The sequence below is a fragment of the Algibacter sp. 2305UL17-15 genome, assembly GCF_040720935.1.
Lineage (GTDB): Bacteria > Bacteroidota > Bacteroidia > Flavobacteriales > Flavobacteriaceae > Jejuia.
The window spans coordinates 344,724-360,457 of the sequence record NZ_JBFDAE010000002.1 but is presented as its reverse complement, the minus strand read 5'-3'; the positions used below and the strand labels follow the sequence as shown (position 1 = coordinate 360,457).

Annotated in this window: 12 protein-coding genes; 10 read left to right on the top strand and 2 right to left on the bottom strand. The window is 34.2% G+C overall.

Translation table 11 applies throughout. The features are described from left to right. Nucleotide 1: 1 nt before the first annotated feature. A complete protein-coding gene (locus tag ABXQ82_RS03415) occupies nucleotides 2-460 on the bottom strand; it encodes a DUF4920 domain-containing protein (protein WP_367054861.1) in 459 nt (152 codons plus the stop codon). Nucleotides 461-551: 91 nt separating this feature from the next. On the opposite strand from ABXQ82_RS03415, the gene ABXQ82_RS03410 reads away from it, so the two are divergent. Next, on the top strand, nucleotides 552-1,619 hold the full coding sequence (locus tag ABXQ82_RS03410; RefSeq protein WP_367054858.1) for a branched-chain amino acid aminotransferase: 1,068 nt from the start codon (nucleotides 552-554) through the stop codon (nucleotides 1,617-1,619). A 235-nt stretch (nucleotides 1,620-1,854) separates the two neighbouring features. Here ABXQ82_RS03410 and ABXQ82_RS03405 read toward each other — a convergent pair whose 3' ends face one another. Continuing rightward, nucleotides 1,855-2,241 (bottom strand): nucleoside triphosphate pyrophosphohydrolase family protein, encoded by a 387-nt coding sequence (locus tag ABXQ82_RS03405; RefSeq protein WP_367054855.1) that lies wholly within the window; start codon nucleotides 2,239-2,241, stop codon nucleotides 1,855-1,857. Nucleotides 2,242-2,387: 146 nt separating this feature from the next. Here ABXQ82_RS03405 and ABXQ82_RS03400 point away from each other — a divergent pair, with 146 nt between their 5' ends. From ABXQ82_RS03400 to ABXQ82_RS03360, 9 genes are all read left to right on the top strand, one after another. Next, the gene (locus ABXQ82_RS03400; protein WP_367054852.1) at nucleotides 2,388-2,573 is read left to right on the top strand and encodes a hypothetical protein; all 186 of its coding nucleotides are present in this window, start codon (nucleotides 2,388-2,390) and stop codon (nucleotides 2,571-2,573) included. 184 nt (nucleotides 2,574-2,757) lie between these two features. Next, the gene (locus ABXQ82_RS03395) at nucleotides 2,758-3,381 is read left to right on the top strand and encodes a hypothetical protein (protein WP_367054850.1); all 624 of its coding nucleotides are present in this window, start codon (nucleotides 2,758-2,760) and stop codon (nucleotides 3,379-3,381) included. A 61-nt stretch (nucleotides 3,382-3,442) separates the two neighbouring features. Continuing rightward, nucleotides 3,443-5,167: an ATP-binding protein gene (locus ABXQ82_RS03390; RefSeq protein WP_367054848.1), complete on the top strand. Its 1,725-nt coding sequence runs from the start codon at nucleotides 3,443-3,445 to the stop codon at nucleotides 5,165-5,167. After that, nucleotides 5,164-5,796: a response regulator transcription factor gene (locus ABXQ82_RS03385; protein WP_367054846.1), complete on the top strand. Its 633-nt coding sequence runs from the start codon at nucleotides 5,164-5,166 to the stop codon at nucleotides 5,794-5,796. The genes ABXQ82_RS03390 and ABXQ82_RS03385 overlap by 4 nt, the downstream gene beginning before the upstream one ends. Nucleotides 5,797-5,844: 48 nt before the next feature. Beyond that, complete coding sequence (locus tag ABXQ82_RS03380) at nucleotides 5,845-6,579, top strand: LuxR C-terminal-related transcriptional regulator (RefSeq protein WP_367054844.1); 735 nt, start codon at nucleotides 5,845-5,847, stop codon at nucleotides 6,577-6,579. A gap of 12 nt (nucleotides 6,580-6,591) precedes the next feature. Continuing rightward, complete coding sequence (locus ABXQ82_RS03375; protein WP_367054842.1) at nucleotides 6,592-7,401, top strand: alpha/beta hydrolase; 810 nt, start codon at nucleotides 6,592-6,594, stop codon at nucleotides 7,399-7,401. 5 nt (nucleotides 7,402-7,406) lie between these two features. Next, the gene (locus ABXQ82_RS03370; RefSeq protein ID WP_367054840.1) at nucleotides 7,407-8,150 is read left to right on the top strand and encodes a LuxR C-terminal-related transcriptional regulator; all 744 of its coding nucleotides are present in this window, start codon (nucleotides 7,407-7,409) and stop codon (nucleotides 8,148-8,150) included. Between the two features lie 152 nt (nucleotides 8,151-8,302). Next, nucleotides 8,303-10,972, top strand: a complete 2,670-nt coding sequence (locus ABXQ82_RS03365; RefSeq protein ID WP_367054838.1) for a T9SS type A sorting domain-containing protein — start codon at nucleotides 8,303-8,305, stop codon at nucleotides 10,970-10,972. A 135-nt stretch (nucleotides 10,973-11,107) separates the two neighbouring features. Continuing rightward, nucleotides 11,108-15,637 (top strand): immunoglobulin domain-containing protein, encoded by a 4,530-nt coding sequence (locus ABXQ82_RS03360; protein WP_367054836.1) that lies wholly within the window; start codon nucleotides 11,108-11,110, stop codon nucleotides 15,635-15,637. The last annotated feature ends 97 nt before the right edge of the window (nucleotides 15,638-15,734 follow it).

Sequence of the window (15,734 nt, the reverse complement as noted above, 5' to 3'; positions counted from 1 at the left end):
TTTATTGAGCTATTAAAACACCATCGGCCTCGAAAGAATAGGTGCGTTTTGGTTCGGCTATAGACGCGATTTCTTCAGGTGTTTTTCCTGCATCTTGCGCATAATGTTTTTGTTCTTCTACTGAAACTTCTTTCACATAGGCTTTTCCGTTTACGATGACTTCTTTACCCGAAATATCCATAGGCACAAAAAAACCGTAATCCTTAAACTTTACCATGACTTCTTTTCCATCGTTGAGATTTAAAGTCATCCAACAACCTTTGGCTTGACACACATCGATAACTTTCGCTTTCATCTTAGAATTTATGCTATCGCCTTGACGCATTGTTTCGTAATGCGCCGCCATAGATTTTGCTGCAATGGCATCATCGGCTACTATCTTTTTTCCGAATGAGGCATGCTTATCCTCGCAAGAACTTAAAGTTAAAACACAGATTATCAGTAGGATTAATGGTTTCATTATATCATATTTTGAATTTTAACGCTTTTATGTAAATATACCGTTTTTTTGATAATGAATTTTATAAATTTGTAAGCTAAATTAACGAGACATGAGTACTATAATCAAAGACATTGAGATTATAAAAACGAAAGCTACTAAGATTAATGAGGTAGATTTTGACGATTTAAAGTTTGGAAGTGTATTTTCAGACCACATGCTTGTATGCGATTATAAGGATGGGGAATGGCATGCGCCTAAAATTATGCCTTACCAACCTATTACCTTAGATCCTTCGGCTAAGATTTTCCATTACGGACAGTCGGTTTTTGAAGGTATGAAAGCATATAAAGATGCCGCTAAAAATGTCTGGTTATTTAGGCCTGAAGATAATTGTAAGCGTTTAAATATTTCGGCAAAACGTTTATCCATTCCAGAATTACCGGAAGCGTATTTTATGGATGGTTTAAAAGCGTTATTGAAATTGGATAAAGATTGGATTCCTACAAATGAAGGGAGCTCATTATATATTCGTCCGTTTATATTTGCCTCAGGAAATGGTTTTCATGCTTCTCCTGCCGATGAATATAAATTTATAATTTGTACTGCGCCGTCTGGCTCTTATTTTTCGGGAGAAGTAAAAGTTTTAATTGAAGAAACCTATTCGCGTTCTGCCAATGGAGGTGTTGGTTTTGCTAAAGCTGGTGGTAATTATGCAGGTCAGTTTTATCCAACACAATTGGCAAAAGCGAAAGGCTACCAACAAGTCATTTGGACAGACGACCACGAGCATGAATATATAGAGGAAGCTGGTGCCATGAACATTTTTGTGCGTATAAATGATACATTGATTACAGGGCCAACAAGCGACAGGATTTTGGATGGCATTACGAGAAAAAGCATTATTCAGTTGGCTGAATCTGAAAACATTCCTGTTGAAGTTAGAAAAATTACAGTTACCGAAGTTGTTGAAGCTGCAAAAAACGGATCGCTTAAAGAAATGTTTGGTGCCGGGACTGCTGCTGTGGTTTCGCCTATTTCAGCTTTTGGTTATAAAGATACAGATTACGATTTGCCAAAAATAGAAAAGCCGTATGCCGATTATTTGAAAAAGCGCATTACGGATATTCAAACTAATAAAGTGGAAGATCCTTTTGGGTGGCGGTTTAGAGTAATATAAAAAGATGATGACACGGATTTCACGGATTATCACAGATTTTATCCGTGTAAATCTGTGAAATCCGTGTCAACTTTATAGCAGTCAAAGCTTTTTTCTGTGCAGATGAATAAAATCAAAAGTCTATTCAGCTAAAACACCCTCAATATGTAGCTTAAATAGTTTAAATAGTTTAAATGAAATAGAGGCAAATATTTACAAATTCTCACGAGAACAATCCGTGTAAATCCGTGTCAGCTTATTTATTTAAAATGTAATCAATATTCGGCTTAAAATAATTAGGCCCTTTCAATACTTTCCCATCTTCACGATAAATTGGTTGTCCGTTCTCGCCTAGTTTACTCATGTTGCTGCGTTGTATTTCATCAAACACTTCTTCTATTTTATATTGCATGCCGTGTTCTATAATGGTGCCGCATAAAATATAGAGCATGTCTCCAAGTGCATCGGCAACTTCAACTAAATCGTTATTGTTTGCGGCTTCTAGGTATTCTTCGTTTTCTTCTCGCATTAGTTTGTAGCGCAACATGTTTTTAGCCAATCCTAAATCTGCTTTTGGCGATTCTCTATGCCCAATCTTAAATGCGGTATGGAACGCTTTTACGGCTTCAATTTTATTCTTCATATAATTCTATTTTTTTTCATTCCCGCGACCTGTGCTGAACTTGTTTCAGTAAGGCGGAAACCTTTGTTTTTTATTTCCTCAAATCTAGATAGTTATCAAAAAGGGAATCTCATCATTATTACTTAAATTTGCATAAAAATAACCATATGTTTAGTAAAGGTCAAATCATTTTCGGAATTATCTTCTTTATTGTCTTTTCTATTATTATTGGCTATACCTATCGTAGAGATTTAAAACTGCATAAAAAATTTTATAAAGGTAGCTTTTGGGTGCTTATTGCCTTTATTGGTTTTATTGCCCTTGTAAGTGCTATAAAGTTTTTATTCGCGTAAAACCTTACTTCGGTTTTATTTGCACTTTGTCTATTTTTTAAAGTGGTTTATTCTTTTTCCTATAAATTAAATGAGAAATATACCCAGTAACGGGTATTTTTTGTTGCTTGCTATTTACTGAAGTTTGCAATATTACTAACCATAAAACCTTAGAATTATGAAAATTAGATTGATGATAATTAGTATGCTCATCCTATTATTTAATTGTGAAAATAAGACTAAACAGTTAAATATAGATAATGAACGTGAAGAAGAACTATTAATAGAAAGAGACAAAAATGCTAGTTTGTCTAAAGAATTAAAAAATATAAATAATTATTTTACTCAAATTTATGGATTAAATATTGATTTAGAAAACCAGCAAACCACCGAAATTTCTGATAATTCTCAACACAAGAGATATCAGGCATTTGGTTCTATAAAAAATAATATACTAGATATTAATATTCCTATTTCGGATAAAGCTTTGAAAATTGATACTTGTGTAAATATTTCAAATAATAAATTCAATGTCTTAGTTATCGGTTTGAGCAAAGAAAATGATGATGGTACTTCTACAAACTGTGAAGTTACGCATTTGATTAATCGCAAATTTGATGTTTCCAAACTCAGGTTCAATACCAATCTTAAGAAATTATTTGCTATAACCATACATACTAATAATTTCAATTACAAACATATTTTGGAATACAGAAAATTAATGCACAAATGTTTAGATTATCAAGAAATTAAAGACAGTCTCAATGCTCATGGTTGCGATTCAAATAAAATAAGACCAGACGACGACGATGGTGATATCATTCCATAATAAATTTTTATCCTTATTTTTTTTTATCTTCTTGTGCAATATTTCAAATGCTCAAGAAGATATGCTTTTATATAATAAAGTAGACTCTTTATTCAACAAAGAAAATTACAAAGAGCTTATAAGAATAGTAAAAACAAAAAGTATAAATCTTGATGTTCAAAAAAAAGCAAAGCTTAATTTTTTTATTGCTAAATCTTATGACAATTTAAATAAAGAAGATTCGGCTCTTATATATCATCAAAAAGCTCTTAAAATTTACAAAAAATTAAAGCTAGAAGAAAAGGTTATTGAAATAAACTCTGAGATATTCGAAATACTCAAAAGTCAAAACAATATAAAATTTGATATTAATACTTATCTTGATAATATATATAAATATGCTGAGGAAAAAAAATCATCAAAATGGCTGAAATACTATTGGACTAATATTGGTATAGGCTTTCTTAAAAAAAGTAACACGGATTCGCAAAAGCATTATGCGGATTCTGCAAGATACTTTTTCAATAAAGCATTCTCTTTACCAAGTATCAAAGAAGATATAATTAAAGAGACACATCTTTACTCACTTTTTGGCTCTCTTTATAGCCGAAAACACAGAAAAAAAGATTCTGCTTTATATTATTACAATATGGCCCTTAAAGCATATTATCAAGATACAATAAATTATAAAAATCTAAATACTCTATTTAACATTTTAAATAATTCGGGCAATGCACTAAGAAGATCCAAAGACTATAAAGACGCACTAAGTTATTACAAAAAAGCAGAAATTATTGAATTACCAAAATTAAATAGAAAAAGTAAAAAGGTTTTGTATAATAATATGTCAGCAAGCTATTACTATCTTAAAGATTGGAAAAATGCCTACGAGTATTTATATAAATGTGATTCCATAAAGAAACTTATCAACCTTAAAGATCAAAATGCATTAATATCAGATATTCAAGAGCAATACGACAACGAAAAACTACGTGCCGACAATTTAGAAATAGAAAGTAAACGGAAACAAAATAAAAACTTGCTCTTCGCTGCTTTGGCATTTATTCTTTTTGGAGGTATCACAGCATTTTTAATCCAAAAAAACACGCGTAAAAAACAAAAACTAGCCGAACAGGAAAAAGCCCTGGAAACCCAAAAACTAGCAACCGTTTTAAAAGAACAGGAATTGGTAAGTATTGACGCCATGATTGAAGGCCAGGAAAAAGAACGCCAGCGTATTGCCAACGATTTACATGACGACTTAGGCGGACTTATGGCAACCGTAAAACTCCATTTTAATGCACTTAAAGATAAACAAACACCCGAATTATTTGATAAAACCACTACCCTACTTGACGAAGCTTATCATAAAGTACGGGCCATAGCCCACGCTAAAAATTCTGGTGTCATTGCAAAACAAGGGCTGTTGAAAGCGGTACAGAATATGGCGGATAAAATTTCGGCCTCCAACAAAATAACGGTCGATGTGATAGACCATGGTCTAGAAAATCGTTTGGAAAACAGTTTGGAACTGACAATTTTTAGAATTATCCAAGAATTAATTACCAACGTTATTAAACATGCCGAAGCTACCGAAGCTACCATACACTTAACAAATCATGAAGACAGTTTAAACATCATGATTGAGGACAATGGTAAAGGCTTTAACCCCAGCCAGATCACAACAAAAAACAAAGGTATGGGCATTAGCAGTATCGATAAGCGTGTAGAACATTTAAATGGCACTTTGACCATAGAATCTGAACACAAAAAAGGCACAACTATAATAATAGATCTCCCGATATGATAAGACTAGCTATAGCCGAAGACCATCAATCCTTAATTGACGGCATAAAATTACTTTTGGATTATGAAGATGGTATTTCCATTGTTGGTACCGCCAATGATGGCGAAGCACTTTTGGAAATTGTTGAGAAAAAACAACCTAATGTTGTCTTAACTGATATACGGATGCCAAAACTAGATGGTATTCAAGCTGCCAAACACATCAAGAAGAACCATCCGTCTATCAAAATTTTAGCATTTACAATGTTCGATCAAACAGAAGCTATTCAGCAAATGTTGGACGCTGGAGCATCTGGCTATATTTTAAAAAATTCATCATTAACAGAAGTTCATAAAGCAATTATAACTGTATTTAATGGCGACACTTATTTTGATGCCGATATCAACACAAACATTCTAAATTCTGAAGTTTCAAACAAATCAAAAGGCATATTAACCAAACGCCAAATAGAAATTTTGGAACTTATTGCCCAAGGGAAAACCTCTCGCGAAATTGCCGATATATTGTTTATTGGGATTCATACTGTAGATACACATCGGAAAAATATGGTGCGGATATTGGGGCTGCAAGGTAAGGGCGAACTGATGCGGTATGCTTTGGAGAAGAAGTATCGGTTTAAATCTGAATAAATGAGAAAAGCAAATCCTTTTAATTTTTGACCTAACAACATAATTTTAATGATAAAACCCATTCCGAAATTTATAAACGAAACCTCATCTAAGCTGAAGGCACTTGACTTTAATGGCAACGATTTTTCATCTATTGAAAACTTTCCGCTGAATATAAAACAAGGCTTGTATATTATAGACTGGCAAGATGGAAAGGTATCCTATCAAAAAGACATTTATAAGCTGCTAGGCTACACCGAACATGAATTTACCCTGGAAACCATTCTCAATATTGCGCATCCTGAGGATTTGCAACTGGTTAAAAGAATTACCCAGGCCGTGGTGAACCATCTTACTAAAAACCCGTATTTGAATTTGGAAGACAGTAGCCTTAACCTAACCTATCGGTTTAGAAAAAAAGACAATACATATATCAAAATTCTTAGACAGTCCACACTTTTTGAAGCCACCAAAAATGGCATGATGAAAAGCAACCTTTCGTTATTAACTGATATTTCGTTTTTTGACACATCAACAACCGTACAATGGGAATTTAATGCGCCACATATTGAACACAAGGCATTTAAAAAAGAAATATATAAGGAATTTGACGGTTTTTTTACTTCTCGCGAAATAGAGGTTATCAAACTTATAGCAGAAAACCAAAAAACAAAAAAAATAGCTGATACGTTATTTATTAGCGAACATACTGCTTACTCACATAGAAAAAACATCCTTAAAAAAAGTAATACCCATAATGCAAAGGAACTTATTGAATTCTGTCATAATATTGGTGTTTTATAAAAACGGTTATAGATGAAGAAAAAAAACATAACAATCAAAAGTCTAAAAATAGCCTATTTTGATAATGATGTCACATCATCTATTGCCATTGTATTTGTACATGGAAACTCCTCAAGCGGCCAAGGTTTTAAAAACCAATTCAATAATCCAAACTTAAACAATTACAGGCTTGTGGCATTGGATTTACCAGGGCATGGGAATTCAGATAGTTCTACAAATTATTCCGTACCCTTATTTGTAAATACCATAGTTGAATTTTGTAACGCTCTAAAACTTGCCAATTTTATTATTGTGGGCCATTCTCTTGGTGGTCATTTTACCATTCAATCATTACCAAGGCTAAATAATTGTATTGGAGCTTTAGTTTTTGGAACACCCCCAGTAAAAAAACCTTTAAATATAGACGAAGCTTTTTTACAACATCCCGTAATGCCTCTATTATTTAAAAAAGACTTAAACTATGAAGACTTAGATCTATTTACTAAAAGTTTGACAAACAACAAGAATGTGCAGTTCATTAAAAAAGAGATTAAAACAACCGATTCTAATTTTAGAGAGCAACTAGCCCGGTCTATCCAAAATGGAGATATGCCTGATGAAGTTGCCATAATTGAATCCTTAAATATCCCTATTGCTTTACTTTGCGGAAAAGGAGATGTAGTGGTTAGCATAAAATACATCAATAGCCTATCTATACCTACATTATGGAAAAATGAGCTTATTTTGATTGAAAAAACTTCGCATTATCCGCAATTGGAAGCTCCAGAACTTTTTGGTACTTTATTATTACAATTTATTGATGGGTGTCATAAAAACAGATAACATGTATGGAAGACTTAGATCCTGATATTATTGAGTTTAGTAATACTATCTCTCAAAAACTAAAAAACAAAGAGCATACAAAGAAAGACTTTTCAGATTTGGACGCCTTCCCCATCATAGAGGGCAAGCAGTGTCTGTATGTAATAGATTGGCATCAAAAAAAAATAACCTATGCCAGGGGAATCGAGCAAATGTTAGGTTATGAGAAAGATGAATTTACGCCACGATTGATAATGACCTATTTTCATCCAGATGATGTAAAAATTGTGAAACGAATCATAAAAGTAGGCGTAAGCCATGTCACCACAACCAAGGTTTCAAAATCCGATATGTTTTTGACCATCGCCTTTAGGTTAATTAAAAAAGACAACTCTTATTTAAAAGTACTGCGCCATACACAGACCTATGATGTTGATGCAAAAGGCATATTAATAAGTAATGTCTCCTTATTAACAGATATTTCGTTTATGAGCGCAAACAATAAAGTAGAATGGGACATAAACTTTGGGACTATTGATCCTAAAAAATTAAGGGAGCGCATTTTTAAGGAATTTCTTGATTTTTTTACCCCTAGAGAACTGGACGTGGTAAAACTAATTGCTAAGGGCAAAACAACGAAACAGATATCCAATCAACTTTACATAAGCGAACATACGGTATATTCGCATAGAAAAAACATCCTTAAAAAAAGCAATACCCATAATGCAAAGGAACTATTGGACTTCTGCAATAAAATTGGGGTTTTATGATTTTTCATACCTGAAACATTTTGATATAACCATTCATCGATAACATTTTCGACGAATGTTTTAAAAATCCCCAGTACCGGGGATTTTTTGGTTTTGTACTGCTTTGTAAATTTGAGAAGCTATTACCAATAATTCTTAAAAACCCTCTCGTTATGAAACGATTTTTACTCTTTTTATCCCTATACTTTTCAACGATTTTTAGTTTAAATGCGCAACCTATATCCGGAAACCTTTGTAGTTGCAATACGGTACCAAATGAATGCCTCAACCCTGTAATTAGCCGCAACCACAGTATTGTTATGCCTTATGATGGGAAAATTGTATTTGATGGTTTCTCTAATCTTAAGGTTTTAAACAGCAATGGTTTAAATCCAGATGTAGGTATGCATGGCTCCGTTACTTACACGAACTCTGAAGGTGACCAAAAATACATGAATGTTCTAATTAATCTTTCGTTAAAAACTGAAACTATCCCACTGAAAGCAGGTGTTACCGTAGATCTAACAGTATCTTTGGATGTAGCTGGCAATTGTGTTTTTGAAGGTAGTTATGATATCCCCTATACTATTGTACCGCTTAGCTATAGCAATGATCCCGAGCCAAATGACAATGCAGATCAGGCTCTAAATACTGTTGAAGACACATGGTATGAAGGTCATGGCAGTTTTCGCCCCTTAGATTATACGGCTCATGATGATAGTGTTGATTGGTACAAATTAACAGTACCCAGAGATGGGATTTTAACCATAGATGTCAACTCAGACACCACAACTGAGGATTACTATTATACAGTTCTAGGCGTAACTTCCAGTATAGATGGCATAACAACATCAAATGGGAACAGGGTATGGGGCAGTACAACTTCCAACCCACCAAATGGCGTTGAAGCTGGGCAAATATACTGTGTGAAGGCGGGTGATGTACTTTTTGTTAGAGTAACAGGTGATGCCAATAGTTACCGATTTAAATGGAGTGTAGAATCTCCAATCGGGTTTATTGACGTTGAACCCAATGATGATTTTACAGAGGCTATACATTTAAGTTTTGATGACACTAAAACTGGTAATATTGGTTATGGCTTAATTCCTGCAGGATATAAAAATCAATTCCCAAATGCAGTAGAGGATTTTGAAGACTGGTATAAATTTGAAATAACAGAACCTGGAGACTTGCAAATAAATATTGACACTTCTGAAGATTTATTTAATTATACAAGTAATACGCTATATAAAGAAGATGCAAATGGGGATATTGGGAATCCTGTCCCCCTTTCAGGAGATCAAAATAATGGTTTTGAGGTAAGTTGCTTATCTCCCGGCGCATATTACGTAAAACTGCAAACAGACCCCAACAATCTCACCCTCTATAATAATGGTTGCGAAAGTTGTTGTGTTAACTATTCATTAACAGTCAGCCATTTAAACCCTCCTACATATACGAATGATACCAAAATCAACAATAGTTTTAACGACGCCGTTTTGGTTACAGAGGGTGCAACCGAGGAAGGTCAATTAGGATATCGGTATTATGATGTTCCAGGTTATGACAATTATGACTATTATGAATTTATGGTTGATAATAACGGCCCGCTTGCAGTGATATTTTCAGAACCATTTACAGGTAATGCAACATTACATTTAGGCAATCAAAATAAAAACCAGGCCGGTGAAATACATACTGATGCCAATAATGACATTACTTCTATAACTTTTGATTGTGCAAAACAAGGAGAAAACTATTTTTTAAGTTTAAACTCGACTACTTGCCTATCATATCAATTTACTTACACGAATATTGCAAACGGAATTAACAATGAAACGGAACCTAATGATCGTAGGCATTTAGCTCAAACATTTAACCCTAATGATATTATCAGTGGTCATGTGGGCCATGGTTATGTCAACAATTGGGATACATTCGATTATTATCAAATACCAGTAGTAACATCCGCTCCTCTCGAAATAAATTTAGAAGTAAATGGAGATGTAACGGCTTATATCTATGAATATTTTTCGCAGGTAACTAGTGTAGTCCAGGATGAAAACTCGGAACCAATTACTTCAATCAGCTATAATAATACTGATAGTACCAAGCAATACTATTTGATGTTATACAGCGTAAATGGAACCAATATCGGAAATAACAATGATTGTGTGAATTACACCTTAAATGGCTGGACACAAGGTTTTGCAAAAAAACACGACGAAGAGCCTAATAATAATGTTGCAGACGCGATTGCAGTAAGCTTTAACCAAACCTATACAGGGCGGTTAAGCTTCTATGATACAGTAAGTGATTCACGGGATTTTTACAGTTTTTCTCTTTCAGAAAAAGATGATGTAGAATTTATATTGGACACTTTTGAAGGTTTATCAGGCACGGCTATTTTGTCAGTTTACAATGTGGAAAATGATAATTTGGTATATCAGCTAAATCATCAAAATGGTTCGAGCACCTCAAAATCACTAGATATGGTTACTTTGGATTCAGGAGATTATTATCTTACAATTTCCGGAGCTGACGAAACAGGTTCCTATGCCTTTAGTGTTATACCCCAAATGTCATTAAGTGTTGAACATAATCCAACAACTAATCAGATAGAAATATTACCAAATCCAACACCTGGGTTAATACATATAAACCTTAATAGTTACACTCGCGCTCCAGTTCAAATATTCGACATGCAAGGAAGGAAGGTCTTAAATACGATTCTAGAAGGAAAAAACACCAATCTGGACCTTGATTGGTTAAGTTCTGGAATCTATATGCTCCAAATTAGAATTGAAAATTATTTAATTACGAAACGCATCATAAAAGAATAACAACTTAAAGAACCATTCATCGACCAACTTTTCGACCAAAAACCTAAAAACCCCCAGTACTGGGTATTTTTTGGCTTTAAATCATTCCATAAATTTAACAAGCTATTAACAATAATTCTTAAAAACCCTCTCGTTATGAAACGTTTATTACTTCTCTTTTCGATTGCCCTTATTAGTTCCTACAATTTATTTTCACAAGTTCCACAAACTGAACATGATGCTCTGGTTGCTTTTTATAATGCTACTAATGGAACCGATTGGACAAATAATACCAATTGGAATACTGCTAATCCTGTTTCGACCTGGCACGGTATAGGAATAACTATAGTTGATGGCGTTGATCATGTAACCAGTATAGCCTTGCATAACAATAACGTATCTGGGTTTATACCTTCAGAAATTGATGACCTTCCATATTTAAGTCACCTTATCCTCGGATTCAACAATATAGGTGATAATATTCCAGAAGAAATAGGTAATTTATCAAATCTCATAGTATTGGGTCTGGATTTTAACAACCTCACAGGTACGATACCTGCTGAGCTTATGGGCTTAAGTAAACTGGAAAGCTTAAATTTAGGTCGTAATCCATTATCTGGGGGCATACCTCCCGAAATTGGTAATTTGCTAAATCTTTCGTATTTAGCACTTGGAGGAAGTTCCAATGGTATCAAATTAGGCGGGACTATTCCCACTGAATTAGGGAATTTAATCAATTTACAGCGTTTGGATCTAAGGTTATGTGGGTTAACGGGATCCATACCGCCAGAATTGGGCAATTTAACTAAGTTAAATTACTTGTATCTTTTATCAAATAATTTAACAGGAAATATTCCCGATGAATTAGGGAATTTATCCAATCTTTATGGGTTGGCTTTAAGCCACAATCAACTTACAGGCCCTATACCCATTAGTTTAACAACCATTCCTAATCTTACAAACCTTAACCTTGGCGCAAACAGATTAACTGGAGGTATTCCAAAAGAAATAGGCGACCTAACTAGTCTTACCAATTTGTCCATAAGTGGAACACCAAATGGAGAAAAAATAGGTGGGACAATTCCTCCTGAGTTAGGTAATTTAACCAATTTATCTTTTTTGGATTTGAGATCTAGTGATCTTAATGGTAGCATTCCCGACGAACTCGGAACTTTGACAAATCTAAATTATTTATACCTTTTTTCTAATAACTTATCGGGTAGTGTCCCTTCAAACTTTTCAAATTTAATTAATCTTATTAATCTAGATATTAGTGATAATAATTTATCAAATGATATTCCTGATTTAACAAGTGCTAATAATTTAGCTTATTTCCATTTTCAAGACAACAACTTTCAATTCGGCGACTTCGAAGATGAGTTTATCTCATATCAAAGCCAAATAAATGATTTTGTCCATACACCGCAAAAAGCGGTTTCCTTGACCATTGAAGACAAAATATTGGATATTGGTGATGACATTTCGTTAAGCTCTCTACCAATATCCGGAGCTAACAATCTGTACCAATGGCACTTTAATGGGCAACCCATAGATTTAAATACCAACCCCAATATAAGTGGTGCAACTTCCGAAACGCTTCAAATCAGCAACATAACTGCAAACCAGACTGGTACATACCAATGCATTGTAACCAATTCTATTATTACAGATTTGAGCTTTATTGGCAGTACATTTCAAGTTGAATTACTACCGGCATCACACCCAGATTATAATGCCTTAATAGCTTTATATAATGCTTTAAATGGAGATACTTGGACCAATAACACCAATTGGCTAGACACTTCAAAACCAATTTCTTCATGGCATGGCATTACAGAAACCAATGGCAGGGTAACGGGCATTGATTTGTCCAGCAATAATCTATCCGGTGACATACCTACTAGTATTGATGGTTTGTCTCAATTGGAGAACTTGAATTTTAGATCAAATTCCTTAACTGGATTTATTCCCGCAGAAATTGGTAATCTATCTTATCTTTCATTTATTGATTTAGCAATTAATTCCCTTTCGGGGGAAATTCCTCAACAAATAGGAAACCTGCAAGCACTAACTTGGTTGGACTTAGCGCATAATGACCTATCGGGGGCTGTTCCAAACGAATTAACTACCATTCCTAATTTAACGCGTTTGGGACTTGCATATAATAGCTTTATGGGCACTTTGCCAGATTTTACTAACCAAAACCTCTTTGTTCTCGCCATAGATGGCAATTATTTTCAATTTGGAGATTTTGAGTCCGAGTTTACATCATACCAAAATAATATTGCACAATTTCTATATGCACCTCAACAAAACCTAGATGAAAACCATAGTGTTGAACAAACGCTAAATGTTGGCGATAATATTACGTTAACTTCATCTCCAGTAAGTGGAACAAACACTTATTATCAATGGTTTTTTGGTAGTAATGCTATATCAGGAGCTAATTCAACATCACTAGAACTGGAAAACATACAGCTAAATGAAATGGGGGTTTATACCTGTTATGCCTTTAACTCACTAATTTCTGGGCTAACACCAAGAACTGGAATAGCAACACTTAATAGAGTTCCTAGTTTGCACCCAGAATATGATGCCTTGGTCGCTTTTTATAATGCAACTGACGGTGATAATTGGACAAACAACACCAACTGGCTTACAGACGCTCCCATTAATTCTTGGTATGGTGTAGGTACTCTTTATGGCGATGGTAATAGCCTCGTTACAGCTTTATATCTAAACAACAATAATTTAACCGGAGTTATACCAGATGAAATAGGTGATTTTTCTAATTTGTTCAATCTAGAACTTGGGGGCAATAACCTAACTGGAAGTATTCCACAATCTATAACCAACTTGACCCAGCTTGGTGGTCTTGCACTTTACCATAACCAGTTGACAGGCGATGTTCCAGACATATCAGCCAATACCAATCTTAACTATGTTTATATTTATAACAACGACTTTCAATTTGACGATTTAGAAAACTCTTTTACCAATTATCAAAATAAATTAGGTGTGGGCTATGTTTACTCCCCACAGAACGCAATTAGTTCAACCGTAACAACTAAACTTATAACAATTGGAGATAATGTAGATTTTACTTCAGAATCTATTTCAGGAGAAAATAATATATACCAATGGTATTTTAATGGAAATCCTGTTGATATCAATTCAAACCCAAACGCAACAGATCCTACACAACCAAATTTCCAAATTTCAAATATTACTGGAAACCAACTTGGGATCTACGAATGTATTGTCTTTAATTCATTAGTTTTTAATCTAAGTTATGTTGTTGGTACTTATGAAGTTGGTGCACCTCCTGCCCAAAGTCCAGATTATGATGCACTTGTGGCATTTTATAACAGTACTGGCGGTAACAACTGGAAAAACAATACCAATTGGTTGGATACTACAAAACCTATTTATACATGGCACGGTATTACAGAAACAAACGGAAGAGTAACAGGCATCAGTTTATTCGGCAATAACCTTGTAGGGCCATTACCTTCAAATATTGGTGATTTAAGTGCTCTAGAATCGTTACACCTCCCAGTAAACAAAATATCTGGGCAGATTCCCTCTAGCTTTTCAAACTTATCTAATCTCAAAAGTTTAAGTTTTGCCTTAAATGATATTACAGGCAACATTCCAGAAGATATCGGTAATTTAAGTCAACTCACAAGTCTTTTTCTTAATGCTAACTATTTAAATGGTAATATACCAAGCAGTATTTGGAATTTGAGTAAACTTCAATACCTATTCCTTCCCCAACGAGGAGGGAATAAGCTATCGCTAATCGACAACAAAATACCTTCTAATGTTGTGCTTCAAGATTTAACCTCTCTAAGTTTATCAAACATTCCAATAGCGGAGCCTATACCTTCTGAATTTTTGGATGTCCCTAATTTGCGACGTATTGATATTAACCAATGTCGTATTCCAGGGGCACTACCAAAAGAATTTGCTAATATTTCACAGGTTTTTGCCGAGTTTAATGATTTTGAAGGCACCATTCCACAGGAATTGATTAATGCTGTGGGCAACGATAATTTAAATATTGCTAACAACTATTTCGATTTCAACGATTTGGAACCTTTGGTAATGGCAAATAATTATAATACATTAAACTACTCCCCGCAAAGAACAAAAGATATCGAACAAAACCTTGATTTCCCTCCTGGAGGGGACATCACATTAAGCATAGACGATACCCGCCACAACAAATTCAAAAACTCAAAAGGTGTGGGCGATGTGTACCAATGGTTTAAAGATAACGTTGCCATATCTGGCGCAAACTCCAGTACGTATATAATTGCAAATGCTTTGGAAGCTGATAGCGGTGTGTACTATTGTCAAATCACAAACAACTTAGTGCCAGACTTAGTAATTACAAGGGCAAACATAACGCTGGTAATCGATGCTAATTTAACAGTTGATGAAACTGATAAAAACAGTTTTAGCATCTACCCCAACCCAACAAATAATATCATAAACATAAAATTGGGCAATTACCAAGAAGCCCAAGCCACATTATTCGATACTAACGGAAGAAAAATTTTAGAACAAAAACTGACCACAGAAAATACTATTATGGATATTGGGAATTTAAATTCGGGAATGTATGTATTTCATATAAAGACTAAAGATGATATGGTAGTAAAACGCATCATAAAGCAATAAGTTAAAAACCAACCGTTTATCGACAAACTTTTCGACCAAAAACCTAAAAATCCCCAGTATTGGGGATTTTTTTATGCCTTGTATTTCCCTAAGTTTG

What these genes read in the sequence shown, in the direction of transcription:
- ABXQ82_RS03385 (WP_367054846.1), top strand. Translation starts at nt 5,164, where the DNA reads ATGATAAGACTAGCTATAGCCGAAGACCATCAATCCTTAATTGACGGC.
- ABXQ82_RS03410 (WP_367054858.1), top strand. Translation starts at nt 552, where the DNA reads ATGAGTACTATAATCAAAGACATTGAGATTATAAAAACGAAAGCTACT.
- ABXQ82_RS03380 (WP_367054844.1), top strand. Translation starts at nt 5,845, where the DNA reads ATGATAAAACCCATTCCGAAATTTATAAACGAAACCTCATCTAAGCTG.
- ABXQ82_RS03415 (WP_367054861.1), bottom strand. Translation starts at nt 460, where the DNA reads ATGAAACCATTAATCCTACTGATAATCTGTGTTTTAACTTTAAGTTCT.
- ABXQ82_RS03405 (WP_367054855.1), bottom strand. Translation starts at nt 2,241, where the DNA reads ATGAAGAATAAAATTGAAGCCGTAAAAGCGTTCCATACCGCATTTAAG.
- ABXQ82_RS03370 (WP_367054840.1), top strand. Translation starts at nt 7,407, where the DNA reads ATGGAAGACTTAGATCCTGATATTATTGAGTTTAGTAATACTATCTCT.
- ABXQ82_RS03400 (WP_367054852.1), top strand. Translation starts at nt 2,388, where the DNA reads ATGTTTAGTAAAGGTCAAATCATTTTCGGAATTATCTTCTTTATTGTC.
- ABXQ82_RS03395 (WP_367054850.1), top strand. Translation starts at nt 2,758, where the DNA reads ATGCTCATCCTATTATTTAATTGTGAAAATAAGACTAAACAGTTAAAT.
- ABXQ82_RS03365 (WP_367054838.1), top strand. Translation starts at nt 8,303, where the DNA reads ATGAAACGATTTTTACTCTTTTTATCCCTATACTTTTCAACGATTTTT.
- ABXQ82_RS03375 (WP_367054842.1), top strand. Translation starts at nt 6,592, where the DNA reads ATGAAGAAAAAAAACATAACAATCAAAAGTCTAAAAATAGCCTATTTT.
- ABXQ82_RS03360 (WP_367054836.1), top strand. Translation starts at nt 11,108, where the DNA reads ATGAAACGTTTATTACTTCTCTTTTCGATTGCCCTTATTAGTTCCTAC.
- ABXQ82_RS03390 (WP_367054848.1), top strand. Translation starts at nt 3,443, where the DNA reads ATGCTTTTATATAATAAAGTAGACTCTTTATTCAACAAAGAAAATTAC.